Genomic DNA, 16,637 nt, shown 5'->3' on the forward strand with positions numbered 1-16,637 from the left:
TGCTTTGGGGGGACAGCAAAGGCTCCCCGGTTTCCCGGAGAGCCTTTGCTGTCATTCAGTTACCGCTACTTTGCTGCGTCGTCGGGGTCCTGCGGGACGGGCGCGGCTTTCTTGGCCTCGGGCTTGAAGTCGACGCCGGCTTCCTTGCGCTGCTGCGCGGTGATCGGCGCGGGAGCCTGGGTCAGCGGGTCGTAGCCGCCGCCGGACTTCGGGAAGGCGATGACGTCGCGGATCGACTCCACGCCGGCCAGCAGTGCGACCACGCGGTCCCAGCCGAAGGCGATGCCGCCATGCGGCGGAGCGCCGAACTTGAAGCCCTCCAGGAGGAATCCGAACTTGGTCTCGGCATCCGCCTTGTCCAGGCCCATGAGCTCGAACACGCGTTCCTGCACGTCACGCTCGTGGATACGGATGGAGCCGCCGCCGATTTCGTTGCCGTTGCAGACAATGTCGTAGGCGTAGGACAGGGCCGACTCGGGATCCTGGTCGAATGAATCCATGAATTCGGGCTTGGGCGAGGTGAAGGCGTGGTGGACGGCGGTCCACTGGCCGGCACCGACGGCTACGTCGCCCGAGGCCACTGCGGCTGCGGCGGGCTCGAACATCGGGGCATCCACAACCCAGCAGAACGCCCAGTCCGCGGGGTTGATCAGTCCGGTGCGGTGCCCGATTTCAACGCGTGCGGCGCCGAGGAGCGCGCGGGAGGGCGTCTTCTCGCCGGCAGCGAAGAAGATGCAGTCCCCCGGCTTGGCGCCGACGGCGTCGGCCAGGCCGGCCCGCTCAGTGTCCGTGAGGTTCTTGGCCACCGGACCGGTCAGCTCGCCGTCTTCCTTGAAGAGGACGTAAGCAAGGCCCTTGGCTCCGCGCTGCTTAGCCCATTCCTGCCAGGCATCCAGGGCACGGCGTGCCTGCGAGGCGCCGCCCGGCATGACCACGGCACCGACGTAGGGCGCCTTGAACACGCCGAAGTTGGTGTCCTTGAAAAATTCCGTGAGTTCGGTCAGTTCCTGGCCGAAGCGGAGGTCCGGCTTGTCCGAGCCGTAGCGCGCCATGGCGTCGGCGTAGGTGATGCGCTGGATGGGCGTCGGGATTTCGACGTCGATCAGCTGCCACAGGGCTTTGACGATGTTTTCGCCGAGCGAAATGATGTCGTCCTGCTCCACGAAGCTCGCTTCGATGTCCAGCTGGGTGAATTCCGGCTGGCGGTCCGCGCGGAAGTCCTCATCGCGGTAGCAGCGCGCGATCTGGTAGTACTTCTCGAAGCCGCCCACCTGCAGGAGCTGCTTGAAAAGCTGCGGTGACTGCGGCAGGGCGTACCAGGAACCCGGCGCGAGGCGTGCGGGGACCACGAAGTCGCGGGCGCCTTCCGGCGTCGAGCGCGTCAGCGTGGGGGTTTCAATCTCCACGAAACCGTCCCGGTGGAGCAGCTCGCGCGCCACGCGGTTGGCCTCTGAACGCAAGCGCATGTTGCGGGCGGGGCCAGGGCGGCGCAGGTCGAGGTAACGGTGCTTGAGCCGGGCTTCCTCGCCCACCTCGACGTGCTCGTCGATCTGGAAGGGCAGCGGATCCGAGGTGTTGAGGATGGTCACCTTCTCTGCGATGACCTCGATCTGGCCGGTGGCCAGGGCCGGGTTCTCGTTGCCCTCCGGACGCTGCGAAACCGTGCCGATGACCTGGAGCACGTACTCATTGCGGAGTCCGTGAAAAACCTCTTCTTCCCGGACTACCACCTGGGCGACGCCGGAGGCATCGCGAAGGTCAACGAATGCCACACCACCGTGATCACGACGCCGGCCCACCCAGCCGGCCAGGGTTACGGTTTGTCCAATGTGCTCGGAACGAAGGGATCCGAGGTCATGTGTGCGCAGCACAGCACGCCTTTCTGAAGGAGACAGCAGGAATACAGAGATGATGTTGAATAGGAACGTTACGGGAACAGCCCCGTTCGAGTTTACCCGTTGGAGAGGCTTTCCTTCCGCCATGCAGACCCATCACCGGCTTCAGCGCCGGCTCGGAGTGCTTGACGCCACCGCAATCGGGCTTGGCTCCATGCTCGGCGCGGGCGTGTTCGTCGTCTTCTCCCCGGCCACCGCCCTGGCCGGCCCGCTCATGATTGTCTCTGTGCTGGTCGCCGGCGCGATTGCCTACTGCAATGCCGTGGCGTCCGCCCAGCTGGCTGCCAAATACCCGGCCAGCGGAGGAACCTATGTTTACGGCCGCAAACAGCTGGGCGAATGGCCGGGCTTCATCGCCGGCTGGGGTTTTGTCACCGGAAAGACGGCATCCTGCGCGGCCATGGCCCTGACCTTCGGCCATTACGTGGCACCGGGCTATGCGACGCCGGTAGCCATCGCCGCCGTCGCCGTGCTCACAGTGGTCAACCTCATGGGCATCACCCGCACCGCGCTGTTGACCAGGATCCTGCTCGGCGTTGTCCTTGCCACCCTCGTGTTCGTGGCAGTGGCGGGCCTTGCGGGGCCCCATCCTGAACCCGACGGTCCCGGGGCGGGCGTTGGCAGCGCCTGGGGAATCCTCCCGGCCGCGGGACTGATGTTCTTCGCCTTTGCCGGCTACGCGCGGATCGCCACGCTGGGCGAAGAGGTCAAGGACCCCGCCCGCACCATACCGCGGGCAATACTGGCGGCTCTGGCCGGTGCGTTCGTGGTCTATCTGGGCCTTGCCGTGCTGCTGCTCTGGCACCTCTCCCCTGCCCGCCTGGCGGAATCCGTGTCGCCATTGCTGGACGCTGTGGCCCTCTCCGGCTTCAGCGCGGGGGGACCATTCGTCCAGGCCGGAGCAGCCGCCGCCTGCTTGGGAGCCCTGCTGGCCCTCATTACGGGAGTGGGCCGCACAGCCTTGGCCATGGCCCGGGAACGCGACCTCCCGGCTCCCCTGGCCCGGGTGGGCGGGCAGCATACGGTCCCGTTCATCGCGGAGCTGTCGGTGGCAGCAGCCGTGATGGTGCTGCTCCTGACGGCGGATGTGCTGACCGTTGTGGGTTTCTCGAGCTTCGGCGTGCTGATCTATTACTCGGTGACGAATGCTGCCGCCTTCACCATGACCGAACGGCCGGGAAGCGCCCCCCGCTGGCTGAATGCCGCGGGTTTTGGCGGGTGCCTGGTCCTGGCCTTCACGTTGCCGCCGGCCTCGGTGGCCGGCATGGCGGCAGTACTGGCCGCCGGAGTTGCCGGCCGCTTCCTGGTGCTGCGCTTCCGGAAACGGCCGCTTAGGCGTTAAGGACCCGGACGTGCAGGTCCTCGTCCGACGGAGTCCACGTGGCGGGGTCGGCGTCCGTCTGCTCACCCGAGCGGATGTCCTTCACCTGGTGCTTGCCGTCGTCGTCCGTGAACCAGACGAACGGGATGCCCCGGCGGTCGGCGAACTTGATCTGCTTGCCGAATTTTTCGGCCTTGGCGGCCACCTCGGTGGAAATACCGCGGGAACGAAGCTGTGCGGCGACATCCTGGGCCGCGCCCCAGCTGTCGTCGTTGTTCAGGGCGACGAGCACTGCCGTGGGTACCTTGCGTGTGGCCTGGGCCAGTTCCTGGCTCAGGATCCTGGAGACGAGGCGGGTGACGCCGATGGACAGGCCCACGCCCGGGAACTTCCGGTTTCCCTTGCTGGCCAGCGCGTCGTAGCGCCCGCCGGAACAGATGGAGCCGAGCTGTTCATGGCCCACCAGGACGGTTTCCACCACGGTTCCGGTGTAGTAGTCGAGGCCGCGGGCGATGCTGAGATCCGCCACCACCTTGCCGGGCGCACGGTGCACCGCAGCTGCGATGACCTGCTCCAGCTCGTTCAGGCCCTCCTCCAGCAGTTCGTCCTTCACGCCCAGGGCACGGACCTTTTCAACGAAGGAGGTGTCCTCGGTGCGGATGCCGGCCAAGCTCAGGGCGGCCTGCGCCTGTTCCTCGGAGGCTCCCAGCTCGGTCTTCAGCAGCTCGGCCACCTTGGCAGGGCCGATCTTCTCGAGCTTGTCGATGCTCCGCAGGACTCCGGCCGTGTCCGTCAGGCCGATGCCGCGGTAGAAGCCTTCGGCCAGCTTGCGGTTATTGATGCGCAGGCGGAAGTCGGGAATCGGGAGGGCGCCCAGGGCCTCGGCGATGACCAGCGCGATTTCGACGTCGTAGCGGAACGGCAGCTCGCCGTCGCCGACAATGTCGATATCCGCCTGGGTGAATTCGCGGGCACGGCCCTCCTGCGGACGCTCGCCGCGCCACACCTTCTGGATCTGGTAGCGGCGGAACGGAAACGCAAGGTATCCGGCGTTCTCGACGACGTAACGGGCGAACGGCACGGTCAGGTCGAAGTGCAGGGCGAGGGCGTGGTGGTCGCCCTTGGCGGCCCTGGATTCCTCTTCATCATCCTGCAGGCGGCTGAGACCATACACTTCTTTGTCGATCTCGCCCTTGCGGAGCAGCTGGCCCACGGTTTCCACTGCGCGGGTTTCGATCGAGGAGAAGCCGTGCAGTTCGAAGACGCGCCGCAGGGTGTCCAGCACATGCAGCTCCACCAGCCGCTCCTCGGGAAGCCACTCGGGGAATCCGGACAGGGAGGCGGTGCGTGCCATGGTGGATTTTCTCCTCAGGTAACAGAAGGCCGGAGTACCCTGCCCGGTGATCCGATTCCGCCATGTGATCAAAAAGCGGCGGTAAGGGCGGGAGTCCAGCCAGTCATGCATAAACTATGTGCGGCAGTCAGTTTATGCTTTCGGCACCTGCAACTTCTAATGGAGGGGCCCGGAGCACCGCCTGCCGCTTGCTGCCGGACACCGGACGTCGCCCTTGGCCCGTCCGGCGGGCCGGCCCGACACCCAGGAGGACTTTTGGCGGCCAGTTCACGGAGCGCCCGCGAGGCAAAGCGGCGCATCCTGCAGATGGAAGCGAAGCGCGAGCTGCGGCGGCAGCAGGAAGACCGCCGTAAGCGCGACAACCTCCTTGCTGTCGGGGCGGGCGCCGGGGCGCTGGTCCTCGCCGTCGTCCTCCAACTCACCGTCTTCGCCAGCAACCCCTCGGAGGACGAGTACGCGGCAGCGCAGGCCGGGCTGACCAGCCCTTCCGCGTCACCGACGCCAGCGGCCACAAACGGCGCCAACATCCCCAAGGCGGAGACCGCGGCGGGCAAGGTGTTTACCGGCGAGCTCAAGCTGAACAGCGGGGCTTTGGGCGTTGAACTGGACGGAACCAAGGCACCGCAGGCGGCCGCGGTCTTCAAATCCCTTGCCGACGAGAACTACTACAGCGGCATCAGCTGCCACCGGCTGACCACGGGCGAGACGTTCGGCGTCCTGCAGTGCGGGTCGAAAACCGGTGACGGACAGGGCGACCCCGCGTACACCTGGGGTCCATTGGAAAACACGCCGGCGGACAACAACTATCCGGCCGGCACCATTGCCGTGGCGCGGACCGGAGGCAACGCCTATGGAAACGGCACCCAGTTCTTCATCGTCTATAAGGACACGGTCATTCCGTCCGATGCGGCCGGCGGGTACACAGTAGTGGGCAAGGTGACATCCGGCCTTGACGTGGTGACAAAGATCGCCGCCGGCGGTATTAAGACAGGCGGAAGCGCAACAGACGGCGCTCCTGCGGAACCAGTCACGATAGACTCGTTCTCTCTGAAGTAACCAGCCCCGGCCTCCACGCTGCGGGTGCAGGTATTTCCCTCCAAGCGAAAGACTTTTAGCGGTGACAGACAGTCAGAAATCCGACGAAACAGTAACAGCAGCCTCCGACGAAGCCGAGACCGGCGCTCAGGTGGTTGACGACGCACAGGCGGCTGGCAACGACGCAGCTCCCGAAGCTACGGCAGATGCGCAGTCAGCGGACCAGGAAACCTCCGCACCGGAGGCCCAGGCTGAGGCCCTTGCCGCTGAGGCTGAGGTACCTGCTGAAGCGCCGGCTGCAGAGGCTGAGGTGCCCGCTGAGGCTTCCGCTGCGGAGGCGCCCGCCGCTCCGGCCGAGGCCGAGGCTGAGGCTCCCGCCGCCGAGGCTGAGGTGCCCGCCGAAGCGCCCGCCGCTCCGGCTCCGCGTCCGGCAGCCCGCCCGGCGCCTTCACCGGCTGCCTTCGCGGCGCGGCCGAAGGCTGCGTCGTCCCCTGCCGTTCCTGTGCCCGCACCGGTTTCCTCAGCTGCGTCCCTGGCTGAAGCCGCACGCTGGGGCCGGGTTGAAGGCGACGGCCACGTCTTCCTGACCATCGACGGCGAGGAACACCCCGTCGGCCAGTACCCGGATGTAAGCGACGAGGAAGCCCTCGGCTACTTCGCCCGGAAGTACGACGACGTCGTGGCCCAGATTGTGCTGCTCGAACAGCGGGTAAGCTCCAAGGCCCCGACCACCGACATGCAGAAGACCGTGACACACCTGCGCGAGCAGCTTGCCGAACGGAACATGGTAGGCGATCTCCGTTCGGCCGAGGCCCGTCTCGACACGCTGTCCACCCAGATCGCGGAACTCGAGAAGGCCGAAAAGGCTGAACACGACGCCGTGCGCGCTGCCGAACTGGCCGCCCGCGAAGCGATCGTTGCGGAAGCGGAAGAAATTTCCGGCCACGATCCTGCGCAGATCCAGTGGAAGACCTCCAGCGCGCGGATGAACGAGCTCTTCGAAAGCTGGAAGACAGCACAGAAGAACGGCGTCCGGCTGGGCCGCAGCAACGAGGACGCTCTCTGGAAGCGGTTCCGGGCAGCGCGGACGGTCTTCGACCGCCACCGCCGGGCGTACTTCTCCCAGCTGGACAGCAACAACTCCGCAGCCAAGGCCGCGAAGGAAAAGCTGATCGCTGAAGCTGAAGCACTGTCCTCCTCCACGGACTGGGGGTTCGCCGCCGGTGAATACCGCCGCCTGATGGACGAATGGAAAGCCTCACCCCGGGCAAGCCGCAAGGACGACGACGCACTGTGGGCGCGTTTCCGCGCCGCGCAGGACGTCTTCTTCACCTCGCGGCAGGCAGCCAACGACGAGATCGACCAGGAGTACGGCGCGAACCTGACCGTGAAGGAAGCCCTTCTGGTCGAGGCGAACGCCCTGCTGCCCATCAAGGACCTTGCCGCAGCCAAGAAGGCGCTCCAGTCCATCCGTGACCGCTGGGAGGAAGCCGGCAAGGTTCCCCGCGCGGACATGGGCCGGATCGAAGCCGGTCTCCGGAAGGTGGAGGACGCTGTCCGCCACGCCGAGGACGAAAACTGGAAGCGGTCCAACCCGGAGACCAAGGCGAGGACCAACAGCGCCCTGTCGCAGCTGGAGGCCGCGATCGCCGGGCTCAAGGAAGACCTCGCGAAGGCGGAGAAGGCCGGCGACCAGCGTAAGATAAAGGCCGCCCAGGAAGCCCTGGAGGCACGCGAGGCGTGGCTGGACCAGATTTCCCGCTCAGCCAGCGAACTGTCGTAAGCACGCAGGCTCCAAGTACAGGCCCCGTTCCGGTTATCCACATATCCGGAACGGGGCCTGTACCCGTTTAAGGCGGCAGGAAAAGATAGCTGAATGGCTACCTCGTCTCCGCTCACCCCACGCACCGCGCCAGCACACAACGGGCTCGCAGTCCCCGGGCCCACCGTTTCAGGGCCCACAGAGCTCTATTCGCCCGGCCGCGTATTCTCGTGGCCGGAATTGCAGGCAATGGCCGCGGACGGTCTGCTCAGCCAGTTGTACCAGCGGGGGTACATGCTGCCTGGAACTGCGGCGACTCCGCAGCTGCGGGCCCGCGCGGCCTCCTTTGCCGTCCCGCCGGGTATCAGGCAGCGGGTCGTTGCGGGCAGGATGACGGCGGCATGGATCTACGGCTGCGCCGGGGAACCCGACCGGCTTGCGCTCCTCGTGGATGCCACCCGCCGGGTGTCCAGCTTGAGGTCCACCCGCGGTTGCACCCTGCACGAAGTCAGGCTCGGCCCGTTCGACGTCGTCAGCCTGGGCGGGCTGATGGTTTCCAGCCCGCTGCGGACAGCCCTGGACATCGCGCTGCACGTGGACGCAGAGCGGGCATTGCCAGCCTTGCGGAAGATGCTGGCGCGCCCCGAGCTGGATGTCAGGCTGCGGCTGCTCACCCTGGCCGTCGAGGCCACTCCCCGGGTTCCGTATAAGAAGGCGGCCCTGGAAATACTTTCGGCCCTGAAGCCCGAGCCCGGATAGCCGAACCCAGTTACCCCGACGTGTTGTTAGCTGCGCCGCCGGTTTCCTGTTGTCCGGTAAACATCAAACACGCCGTCGATCCGCCGCACCGCACTGAGCACGTGGCTGAGGTACTTGGGGTCCCCCATCTCGAATGCGAACTTCGAGATGGCCACGCGGTCCGTTGAAGTATGCACGCTGGCGGCAAGAATGTTGACATGATTTTCGGAGAGGATCCTGGTGACGTCCGACAGCAGCGACTTCCGGTCCAGGGCCTCCACCTGAATCTCCACGAGGAACACGCTGGACTGGGTGGGAGCCCAGTCCACCTCCACGATGCGGTCCGGCTGGTCCTTCAGATCGGAGACATTGGTGCAGTCCGTGCGGTGCACCGACACTCCTGATCCCCTGGTCACGAACCCCAGGATGGGATCGGGGGGTACCGGCGTGCAGCAGCGGGCCAGCTTGACCCAGACGTCCCCCACGCCGCGGACGATCACGCCGGAGTCGGAGTACTTCGTCTTGCTGACTTGAGTGGGGATGCTGACCTCTGTCAGGTCATCCTCCGGGCCCTCGTTGCCGCCGAGGGTTTCTACAAGCCGCTCCATGACGGACTGGGCCGACGTGTGCCCGTCGCCAACCCCGGCGTAGAGGCCGGAGATGTCCACATACTTGAAGTGCTCGGCGACTTCGGCCAGGGCGTCATGGGTCATCAGGCGCTGCAGGGGAAGGTTCTGCTTCCGCATCGCCTTTGTCAGGAGTTCCTTGCCGCGGTCAATTGCCTCTTCGCGGCGTTCCTTGCTGAACCACTGCCGGATCTTGTTGCGGGCGCGGGCGCTCTTGACGAAGTGCTGCCAGTCCTGGCTGGGGCCGGCACCCTCCGCCTTGGAGGTGAAGATTTCCACCCAGTCGCCGTGGTTGAGTTCGCTGTTGAGGGGAACCAGCTTGCCGTTGACCCTTGCTCCGATGGTCCGGTGGCCCACTTCGGTATGGACGGCATAGGCGAAGTCCACGGGCGTCGATCCGGCCGGCAGGGCCATGACTTCGCCCTTGGGCGTGAACACGAACACTTCGCGGGCATTGATTTCGAACCGCAGGGAGTCCAGGAACTCGCCGGGGTCGGACGTTTCCTGCTGCCAGTCAACGAGGGACCGCAGCCACCCCATGTCGCCGTCACGGGGGCTTCCGGGGCCGGCGGCCGTCCTGTTCGGCTGGTCCTTGTACTTCCAGTGCGCCGCCACACCGTACTCGGCGCGGCGGTGCATCTCGTGGGTGCGGATCTGGATCTCCACCGGTTTGCCGCCCGGCCCGATGACTGTGGTGTGCAGGGACTGGTACATGTTGAACTTCGGCATCGCGATGTAGTCCTTGAACCGGCCTGGAAGCGGGTTCCAGCGCGAATGCAGCGTGCCCAGGGCGGCGTAACAGTCCCGGACGGAGTCCACTAGGACCCGGACACCCATGAGGTCGTTGATGTCGTCGAAGTCCTTGTCGCGGACAATCATCTTCTGGTAGATCGAGTAGTAATGCTTAGGCCGGCCTGTGATGGTGGCCTTGATCTTGGCCGTCCGAAGATCGTCGGTGATCTGGTTCCGGATGACACTCAGGCTCTTTTCGCGCTCCGGGGTCCGGTCCCCCACCATGCGCACGATTTCTTCGTACACCTTCGGGTACAGCGCCGCGAAGGACAGGTCTTCAAGTTCCCACTTGATGGTGTTCATTCCGAGCCGGTGTGCCAGCGGTGCGAAGATTTCCAGTGTTTCGCGTGCTTTGCGGGCCGAGGACTCCGCCGACACGAACCGCCAGGTGCGCGCGTTGTGCAGCCGGTCCGCGAGCTTGATCATCAGCACGCGGATGTCCTTGGCCATCGCGACGACCATCTTGCGGACGGTTTCAGACTGTGCGGCTTCGCCGAAGCTCACCTTGTCCAGCTTGGTCACGCCGTCAACCAGCATGGCAACCTCGGGGCCGAAGTCCCTCTTAAGGTCCGCAAGCGTGTAGGGCGTGTCTTCAACCGTGTCATGCAGGAGGGCGGCCGCCAATGTGGTGCCGCTCAATCCAAGTTCAGCCAGGATGGTGGCCACCGCGACGGGGTGGGTGATGTACGGATCGCCGCTCTTGCGTTTCTGTCCCCGGTGGCTCTGTTCGGCCACCACGAAGGCCCGCTGGATGAGGTCGAAATCCTCTTTGGGATTGTTGGCCCGAACGGTGCGGAGCAACGGTTCCAGGATGGGTGAGTACGTAGCCGTTCCGCGGCCGGTCAGCCGGGCGAGCCTGGACCTGGTGCGTTCACGGCGTCCGGGGAAGGTGGGACGGAACCCGGAACTGTCAACCGGCACGCCGGCATCCGGGTGCCCGGACGCGACCAAACCGGTCTGCGGACCCTGACCCGGACCTTCACCACCGTCGGCCGTTGGCGCCGACGTCGAACGTTCTTCCAATGAAGCACCCCTCACGACCCGTTAATTATCCCAGTCTATTCCCGCGGCAGGACACTTCCGTAACCGGGACGCAGATGCGAAGGGCCGGACCCCGTCATGAATGACGGAGCCCGGCCCTTCGCAGCCAAACAGTTTAGGCTGTTGCAGTCTCGGCCGCAGCGGCTGCTTTCGCGGCCGACTCGCTGCGGCGGCGTTCAACTCGCTCCGCCTGCTTGACCAGCGCGGGTTCGCCCTGCCGCAGCCAGGCATACAGCGGGGCCGCGATGAAGATGGTCGCCGCCGTGCCGATCAGGATGCCAACGAACAGGGCAAGCGACAGATCGCGAAGGGTGCCCGCGCCCAAGAGGCCCGCGCCGATGAACAAGATGGCCCCAACGGGAAGAATGGCAACCATCATCGTGTTGATGGACCGGACCAGCGTCTGGTTGACGGCAAGGTTGACCTCTTCCGCAAACGTGCGGCGGGTGGAGGCATCAAGGTCTGCAGTGTTCTCGCGGATCTTGTCGAAGACCACCACGGTGTCATACAGCGAGTAGCTGAGGACCGTGAGGAAACCGATAATGGCGGACGGCGTGACCTCGAAGTCACTGAGGGCATAGACGCCCGCAGTGACAAACATGGTCACGAGCATGCCCACCAGCGCCGAAAGCGACATCTTCCAAGTTCGGAAGTAGAGCGCCATCAGGACGGCCGCAATGACAACAAAAATCACCAGGCCCAGGAGAGCCTGCTTGGTGACATCAGCACCCCAGGTGGGACCCACGAACGTGGAGGTCACCTCGTTGTCCGTGACACCGTAGGCGGTGGTCAGACCTTCCTTGATGCGGAGGGTTTCGTCATCGGTGAGCTTGTCCGTCTGGATCCGCATGGTGCTGCCGGCCACGTTGGCCACGCGTGGAATGCTGCCCTCCACGACGTCCTGGACGGCTTTCTCGCCGAGGGACGCTTCCGTGGTCTTCACGTTGGACACGGTGAATTCGGACCCGCCCCGGAATTCGATGCCGAGGTTGAATCCGCCCTTGGCCACCGGGAGGAGGATGGACAGCGCCACGGCGACGGCCGCGATGATGAACCAGATCTTCTTGGAGCCGACGAAGTTGTACGAGCGCTTGCCCGTGTACAGCTCATTGCCGAACGTGGCAAAATTCGTGGTCATTTATTTGCCCTCCTTGGACGTGCTCTTGGAGGAACCGGCAAGCTGCTCCTGCTTTTCCGCCAGGCGGCGTTCTGCAATGGTCATCCGGCGCTCGGCTTCAGCTGCGGCGCCGGTGTTCTTGGCACGCACCACACCCGGCTTCTCTTCCGGCGTGCGGAGCCTGCCGGCACCGCGGTAGAGCGGCACGGCACCGAGGCGCTTGGGGTCAAGGCCGGAGAACCGGTGGCCCTCGCCGAAGAACTTGGTGCGGGCAAGGAGCTGCAGCGTCGGGTGGGTGAACATGAACACGACGATGAGGTCGGCGATGGCGGTCAGGCCAAGGGTGAACGCAAAGCCGCGCACGTTGCCCACGGCGACGAAGTAGAGGACCAGTGCCGCCAGCAGGTTCACCGCCTTGGAGGCCAGGACGGTGCGCTTGGCACGCTTCCAGCCGTTCTCCACTGCGGAGACGAGCCCGCGGCCTTCACGCAGTTCATCACGGATTCGTTCGAAGTAGACGATGAACGAGTCAGCCGTCTGGCCGATGGCCACGATGAGGCCGGCGACGCCGGCGAGTGACAGGCGGTAGTTCTCGGTCCAGCCCAGGATGGCAATCGCCAGATAGGTCAGTGCTCCGGCCACCACAAGGGAGAAAATGGTGACGAATCCGAGCGCACGGTACTGGAAGAGGGAGTAGACCACCACGAGGAGCAGGCCGATCACGCCTGCGAGCAGGCCCATCTTGAGCTGCTCACCGCCCAGGGTTGCGGAAATCTGCTGCTCGCTCTGGATCTCGAAGCTGATGGGGAGTGCACCGAAGCGCAGCTGGTCCGACAATGCCTTTGCGGACTGCTCGGTGAATCCGCCGGTGATCTGGGGACGGCCGTCGGTGATCACCGCCAGGGAACGCGGGGCGGAGATGACCTGGTCATCGAGGACAATCGCGAACTGGGCCTTGGGATCGTTGCCCGATTCGCCGCCGGCGGCCACGAAGAACTGGTACAGCCGTTCAGTGACTTCCTTGAACTTGGCGGTTCCCTGCTCGTCGAACTGGATGTTCACGGCCCACTCGTTGGTGACAGCGCCCTGCGCACCCTGCTGCAGCTGGAAGGAAGAGGACTTGATGTTCGAGCCCTTCACTTCCACCGGACCCAGGATGTACTTGATGGCCGGGGACGTGGCAGTCGCAGGCTCACAGGTCACCAGCGGCTTGGCGGGGTCCGAGCGCTCCTGCTTGTCCTGCGAAGGGTTGTCGCAGTCCAGGGTCTCGAACTTCTTGTACACCTCGGGCGTGACCCAGTTGACGTCGCTGCTGTTGGTCGGCTCGGCTGTCGGCTTGGGCAGCTTGTCGTCCGGAGTCAGTGATTCCGTCGGCACGGCGGCGCCTGCTCCGGCCTGGAGCACCGGCCGGAAGTTCATGTCGGCCGAAGCCTGGATGAGGGCGCGGGTCTCCTTGGAAGGGGTACCCGGAAGGCTTACCACCACGTTGCGGCCGGACTGCGTGCTGATTTCCGCTTCCGCGACGCCCGAGCCGTCCACGCGCTGGCGAATGATCGCAACGGCCTGGTTGAGCTGATCCTCGTTGATGTCCGAACCGCCCTCGACCTTGGGCGCCAGGATCATCTGGGTTCCGCCCTCAAGGTCAAGTGCAAGCTTTGGTGCCCAGCTGGCCTGGCCGGAAATGGAGCCGCCGGCGAGCACGGCAGTCATGACGGCGAGGATAACGCCGAGCCAGACCAGCACCCTGAGTGCTGAGTTTTTGGGGCCAGTACGTGCCATTGTCGATCTTTCTATTGTTTACGGAGGAGCCGCCGGGGTGAGCTCGGCCCACACACCGGCGGCAGCCCGCTGCCGTCGTTAATTCTACTTAGCGGGACTTGGCGGAAACGCCAGACTAGCTGTCCTTTTTGCCTTCGTCGTTGAGACGCTTCAGCGATTCTTCCGGCGTCTCGTTAACAGCATCGGTGCGAACGGCCTCGGGGCGGTTGACGGCGTCGGCGCGGTCGGCGTCGTGCCCGGTCAGGGAGGAGGCGTCGTCCGGAACCACGGTGGGCTCCTCGGCAGCAACAACCGGCTCGACGATCTTGGTGACGGCCTGGCGGTGCACGGTGGCCAGGTTGCCCGGGGACAGTTCGATGACGACCTTGTTTTCGTCATCATTGATGGAGACGATGCGTCCGAAGAGACCGAAGCTCGTCATGACCTCCACGCCCGGAGCGAACTGCGACTGAAGCGTTGCCTGCTGCTGCTGGGTCTTCTTGTTGCGGCGGAACATCATGAAGATGAAGACTCCGAGCATCACGAAGAGCAGGATGGTCATGATGTCGATGCCGCCGCCGGCCTGCGGCTGGGCCTGGGCAGTAATATGTCCGAACACAGGAAGTTTCCGTTCTGTACTTGCGTAGCTGATTTACAGCAACGTCGGCTTCGTTTCGGCCCACCCGGCAGAATAACCATGCCCAGCCAACGGCGGCCGGAGCCGCCCACAGAAACAAAGACCCGAACGTGCCGAGCGTCATACCAGTCTAAAGGGAAAGTCAGCCGGACGCTGCTATTGGCCGTTCGGCAGCCACCCTGCCACCGGCTCGACGCTGAGGTCGTCCGTTTCGAACAGTGCCAGCGCTTCCTGGCCGAACACCCCGTCCGGAACCGCGTAGCCCAGATGGGTCCAGGCCGGTGCCATCGCGATCCTGCCCCGCGGCGTCCGCCCCAGGAGCCCCTCGCGGACAAGGTAGGGCTCGGCGACGGTCTCCACCGTTTCCGGCTCCTCGCCCACGGCGATGGCCAGTGTGGAAAGTCCCACCGGCCCGCCGCCGAACTTGGTGATCAGGGCTTCCAGGACGGAGCGGTCCAGCCGGTCAAGGCCCCTCTTGTCCACTTCGTACATGTCCAGCGCAGCCGAGGCCGTCCGCGCATCGATTTGTTCAATGCCGTGGACGAGTGCCCAGTCGCGGACGCGGCGGAGCAGTCGGTTCGCAATTCGCGGTGTGCCCCGGGACCTGCCCGCGATTTCGCTGAAGCCCGCCGAGTTGACCTTGAGGTCCAGCAGGCCGGCCGAACGCCTCAGGACGAGCTCCAGTTCCTCAACGGAATAGAACTCCAAGTGGCCGGTGAAGCCGAACCTGTCCCGCAACGGTCCTGGAAGGAGGCCGGCACGGGTGGTGGCGCCGACGAGCGTAAACGGAGGCAACTCGAGGGGAATTGCCGTCGCGCCCGCACCCTTTCCCACCACAATGTCCACGCGGAAGTCCTCCATGGCCATGTACAGCATTTCTTCTGCGGGCCGGGACATGCGATGGATCTCATCCAGGAAAAGGACCTCCCCTTCGGACAGCGAGGAAAGGATGGCGGCAAGATCGCCGGCGTGCTGGATGGCCGGACCACTGCTGATCCGCAGCGGAGCGTTCATTTCGGCGGCGATGATCATGGACAACGTGGTCTTGCCGAGGCCGGGCGGGCCGGACAGCAGGACGTGGTCGGCGCTGCGCCCGCGCATTCGCGATGCTTCCAGCACCAGGGACAGTTGCTTGCGGACACGGTGCTGGCCCACGAAGTCGTGCAGGTTCTTGGGCCGGAGGGCCGCCTCTATGACCCGCTCCTCCGGTTCCTCTCCCCCGCCAACCAGGGTGGGCTCAGCCACGGCTGCCTACCCGGTTGCCTGCGCGCGCGCCGTCCTGGCCAAGCCAGCGCAGCGTGGCCCGCAGGATTTCGGCCACCTGGCCGCCGGCTTCGAGTTCCGGAGAATCCGACAGTGCTTTGTCGATGCTGGCAGTGGCATCCTTTTCGGACCAGCCGAGGCTCGTCATTGCTGCCACCACCTGAGGCTTCCATGGCGCGGACGCGGCTGCTGCGGGCGCTGCCGTTGAACCGGTACCGTGCGGCACGAGTTTTCCAGCGAGTTCCAGGACTATCCTGCCGGCGACCTTGGGTCCGATGCCGGGGACCTTGGTGAAGGCCTTGCCGTCGCCGGTGTGCGCCGCGACGCGGATTGCCTCGGGGTCGTGAACAGCCAGTACGGCCAGTGCAAGGCGCGGTCCGACGCCGCTCACGCTGAGCAAGACATCGAACACCTCGCGTTCGTCGTCGCTGGAAAAGCCGAACAGCGTCAGTGAATCCTCACGGACAATAAGCGAGGTGTACAGCTTGCCCTCTTCACCGATGCGCAGCCCGCTGAGGGTCTGGGGTGTGGCATTTACGCTCATGCCGGCGCCGTTGAGGTCGATCACGGCGGAGGACAACCCGACGTGCGCTACGGTTCCGCGGAGAAAACTGATCAAGGCCGGGCTCCTGGGTCTACAGCAAAATGCAGCCGGCTTGAAACCGACTATCCGAACATATCTACGAATACCCTAGCAAGGAGCCCGGACATTCACCGTGCACGGCGCGCCTTGGCCTCCGCCTCTGCCCAGGCCCGCTGGGCAGGGGTCAGCGACTGGCTGCCGGGACCGGTCGTTACGATGGCAGCCCCGCTGCCGGCCCGCCATGCATGCGTGATGGCCAGCGCCAGTGCGTCGGCAGCGTCGGCCGGACGGGGCGGTGCGTCCAGGCGCAGGATTTTCGTGACCAGTTTGGTGACGGCGTCCTTGTTGGATGTTCCGCTCCCCGTCACTGCGGCTTTGACTTCCGACGGCGTGTGCAGGGCCACCGGGATACCGCGGCGTGCGGCGGCGGCAATCACCACGCCGGATGCCTGGGCGACGCCCATGACGGTGCTGACGTTCAGCTGGGAGAACACCCGCTCAACTGCGAGGACGTGCGGTTCATAGCGGTCCAGCCAATCGTCGATGGACGTGGCGATAAGGAGCAGCCGCTGGTCCAGGCTCTCCTCCGGCGAGGTTCCCACGACGCCGAACGCCACCAAGGTGGCGCGACGGTTCTTCTCCACGTCCACGACACCGATGCCGCAACGGGTGAGGCCCGGGTCGACTCCCAAAACGCGGAGGGTCAAGGCCGGGC

Annotated in this window: 13 protein-coding genes; 4 read left to right on the forward strand and 9 right to left on the reverse strand. The window is 65.3% G+C overall.

The genetic code is table 11. The features are described 5' to 3' along the window. Positions 1–65 precede the first annotated feature (65 nt). Positions 66–1,871: an aspartate--tRNA ligase gene (aspS, locus tag AC07YR_RS01950; protein WP_494732869.1), complete on the reverse strand. Its 1,806-nt coding sequence runs from the start codon at positions 1,869–1,871 to the stop codon at positions 66–68. Positions 1,872–1,980: 109 nt separating this feature from the next. Between aspS and AC07YR_RS01955 the strand changes: the two genes are divergently transcribed. After that, positions 1,981–3,237 (forward strand): APC family permease, encoded by a 1,257-nt coding sequence (locus AC07YR_RS01955; RefSeq protein ID WP_494732870.1) that lies wholly within the window; start codon positions 1,981–1,983, stop codon positions 3,235–3,237. Here the strand turns inward: AC07YR_RS01955 and hisS are convergent. Beyond that, positions 3,227–4,570 carry a histidine--tRNA ligase gene (gene hisS / locus AC07YR_RS01960; protein WP_436057779.1) on the reverse strand — a complete coding sequence of 448 codons (1,344 nt, stop codon included), beginning with the start codon at positions 4,568–4,570 and terminating at the stop codon, positions 3,227–3,229. The genes AC07YR_RS01955 and hisS overlap by 11 nt on opposite strands. Before the next feature lie 255 nt (positions 4,571–4,825). Between hisS and AC07YR_RS01965 the strand changes: the two genes are divergently transcribed. The 3 genes from AC07YR_RS01965 (at position 4,826) to AC07YR_RS01975 (ending at position 8,126) form a co-directional block, all read left to right on the forward strand. Beyond that, positions 4,826–5,626 carry a peptidylprolyl isomerase gene (locus AC07YR_RS01965; protein WP_494732871.1) on the forward strand — a complete coding sequence of 267 codons (801 nt, stop codon included), beginning with the start codon at positions 4,826–4,828 and terminating at the stop codon, positions 5,624–5,626. Between the two features lie 61 nt (positions 5,627–5,687). Further along, entirely contained in the window at positions 5,688–7,388 is a 1,701-nt protein-coding gene (locus AC07YR_RS01970; protein ID WP_494732872.1) for a DUF349 domain-containing protein, read from the forward strand. A 93-nt stretch (positions 7,389–7,481) separates the two neighbouring features. Then, the gene (locus tag AC07YR_RS01975; RefSeq protein ID WP_494732873.1) at positions 7,482–8,126 is read left to right on the forward strand and encodes a hypothetical protein; all 645 of its coding nucleotides are present in this window, start codon (positions 7,482–7,484) and stop codon (positions 8,124–8,126) included. A gap of 26 nt (positions 8,127–8,152) precedes the next feature. Here the strand turns inward: AC07YR_RS01975 and AC07YR_RS01980 are convergent, their stop codons facing one another. The 7 genes from AC07YR_RS01980 to ruvC form a co-directional block, all read right to left on the reverse strand. Next, positions 8,153–10,546, reverse strand: a complete 2,394-nt coding sequence (locus AC07YR_RS01980; protein ID WP_055803313.1) for a RelA/SpoT family protein — start codon at positions 10,544–10,546, stop codon at positions 8,153–8,155. A 133-nt stretch (positions 10,547–10,679) separates the two neighbouring features. Further along, positions 10,680–11,702 carry a protein translocase subunit SecF gene (secF, locus tag AC07YR_RS01985; RefSeq protein ID WP_055803316.1) on the reverse strand — a complete coding sequence of 341 codons (1,023 nt, stop codon included), beginning with the start codon at positions 11,700–11,702 and terminating at the stop codon, positions 10,680–10,682. Then, on the reverse strand, positions 11,703–13,460 hold the full coding sequence (gene secD, locus AC07YR_RS01990) for a protein translocase subunit SecD (RefSeq protein WP_055803318.1): 1,758 nt from the start codon (positions 13,458–13,460) through the stop codon (positions 11,703–11,705). 115 nt (positions 13,461–13,575) lie between these two features. Continuing rightward, complete coding sequence (yajC, locus tag AC07YR_RS01995; protein WP_494733024.1) at positions 13,576–14,001, reverse strand: preprotein translocase subunit YajC; 426 nt, start codon at positions 13,999–14,001, stop codon at positions 13,576–13,578. Positions 14,002–14,232: 231 nt separating this feature from the next. Then, positions 14,233–15,321, reverse strand: a complete 1,089-nt coding sequence (ruvB, locus tag AC07YR_RS02000; protein ID WP_436057783.1) for a Holliday junction branch migration DNA helicase RuvB — start codon at positions 15,319–15,321, stop codon at positions 14,233–14,235. Beyond that, a complete protein-coding gene (gene ruvA / locus AC07YR_RS02005; RefSeq protein WP_436057784.1) occupies positions 15,314–15,958 on the reverse strand; it encodes a Holliday junction branch migration protein RuvA in 645 nt (214 codons plus the stop codon). Before ruvA ends, ruvB begins: the two co-directional genes overlap by 8 nt. A gap of 92 nt (positions 15,959–16,050) precedes the next feature. Further along, on the reverse strand, positions 16,051–16,629 hold the full coding sequence (gene ruvC / locus AC07YR_RS02010) for a crossover junction endodeoxyribonuclease RuvC (protein ID WP_494732874.1): 579 nt from the start codon (positions 16,627–16,629) through the stop codon (positions 16,051–16,053). Between the last annotated feature and the right edge of the window lie 8 nt (positions 16,630–16,637).

The organism is Arthrobacter sp. GW460-12-1-14-TSB2 (assembly GCF_059423525.1).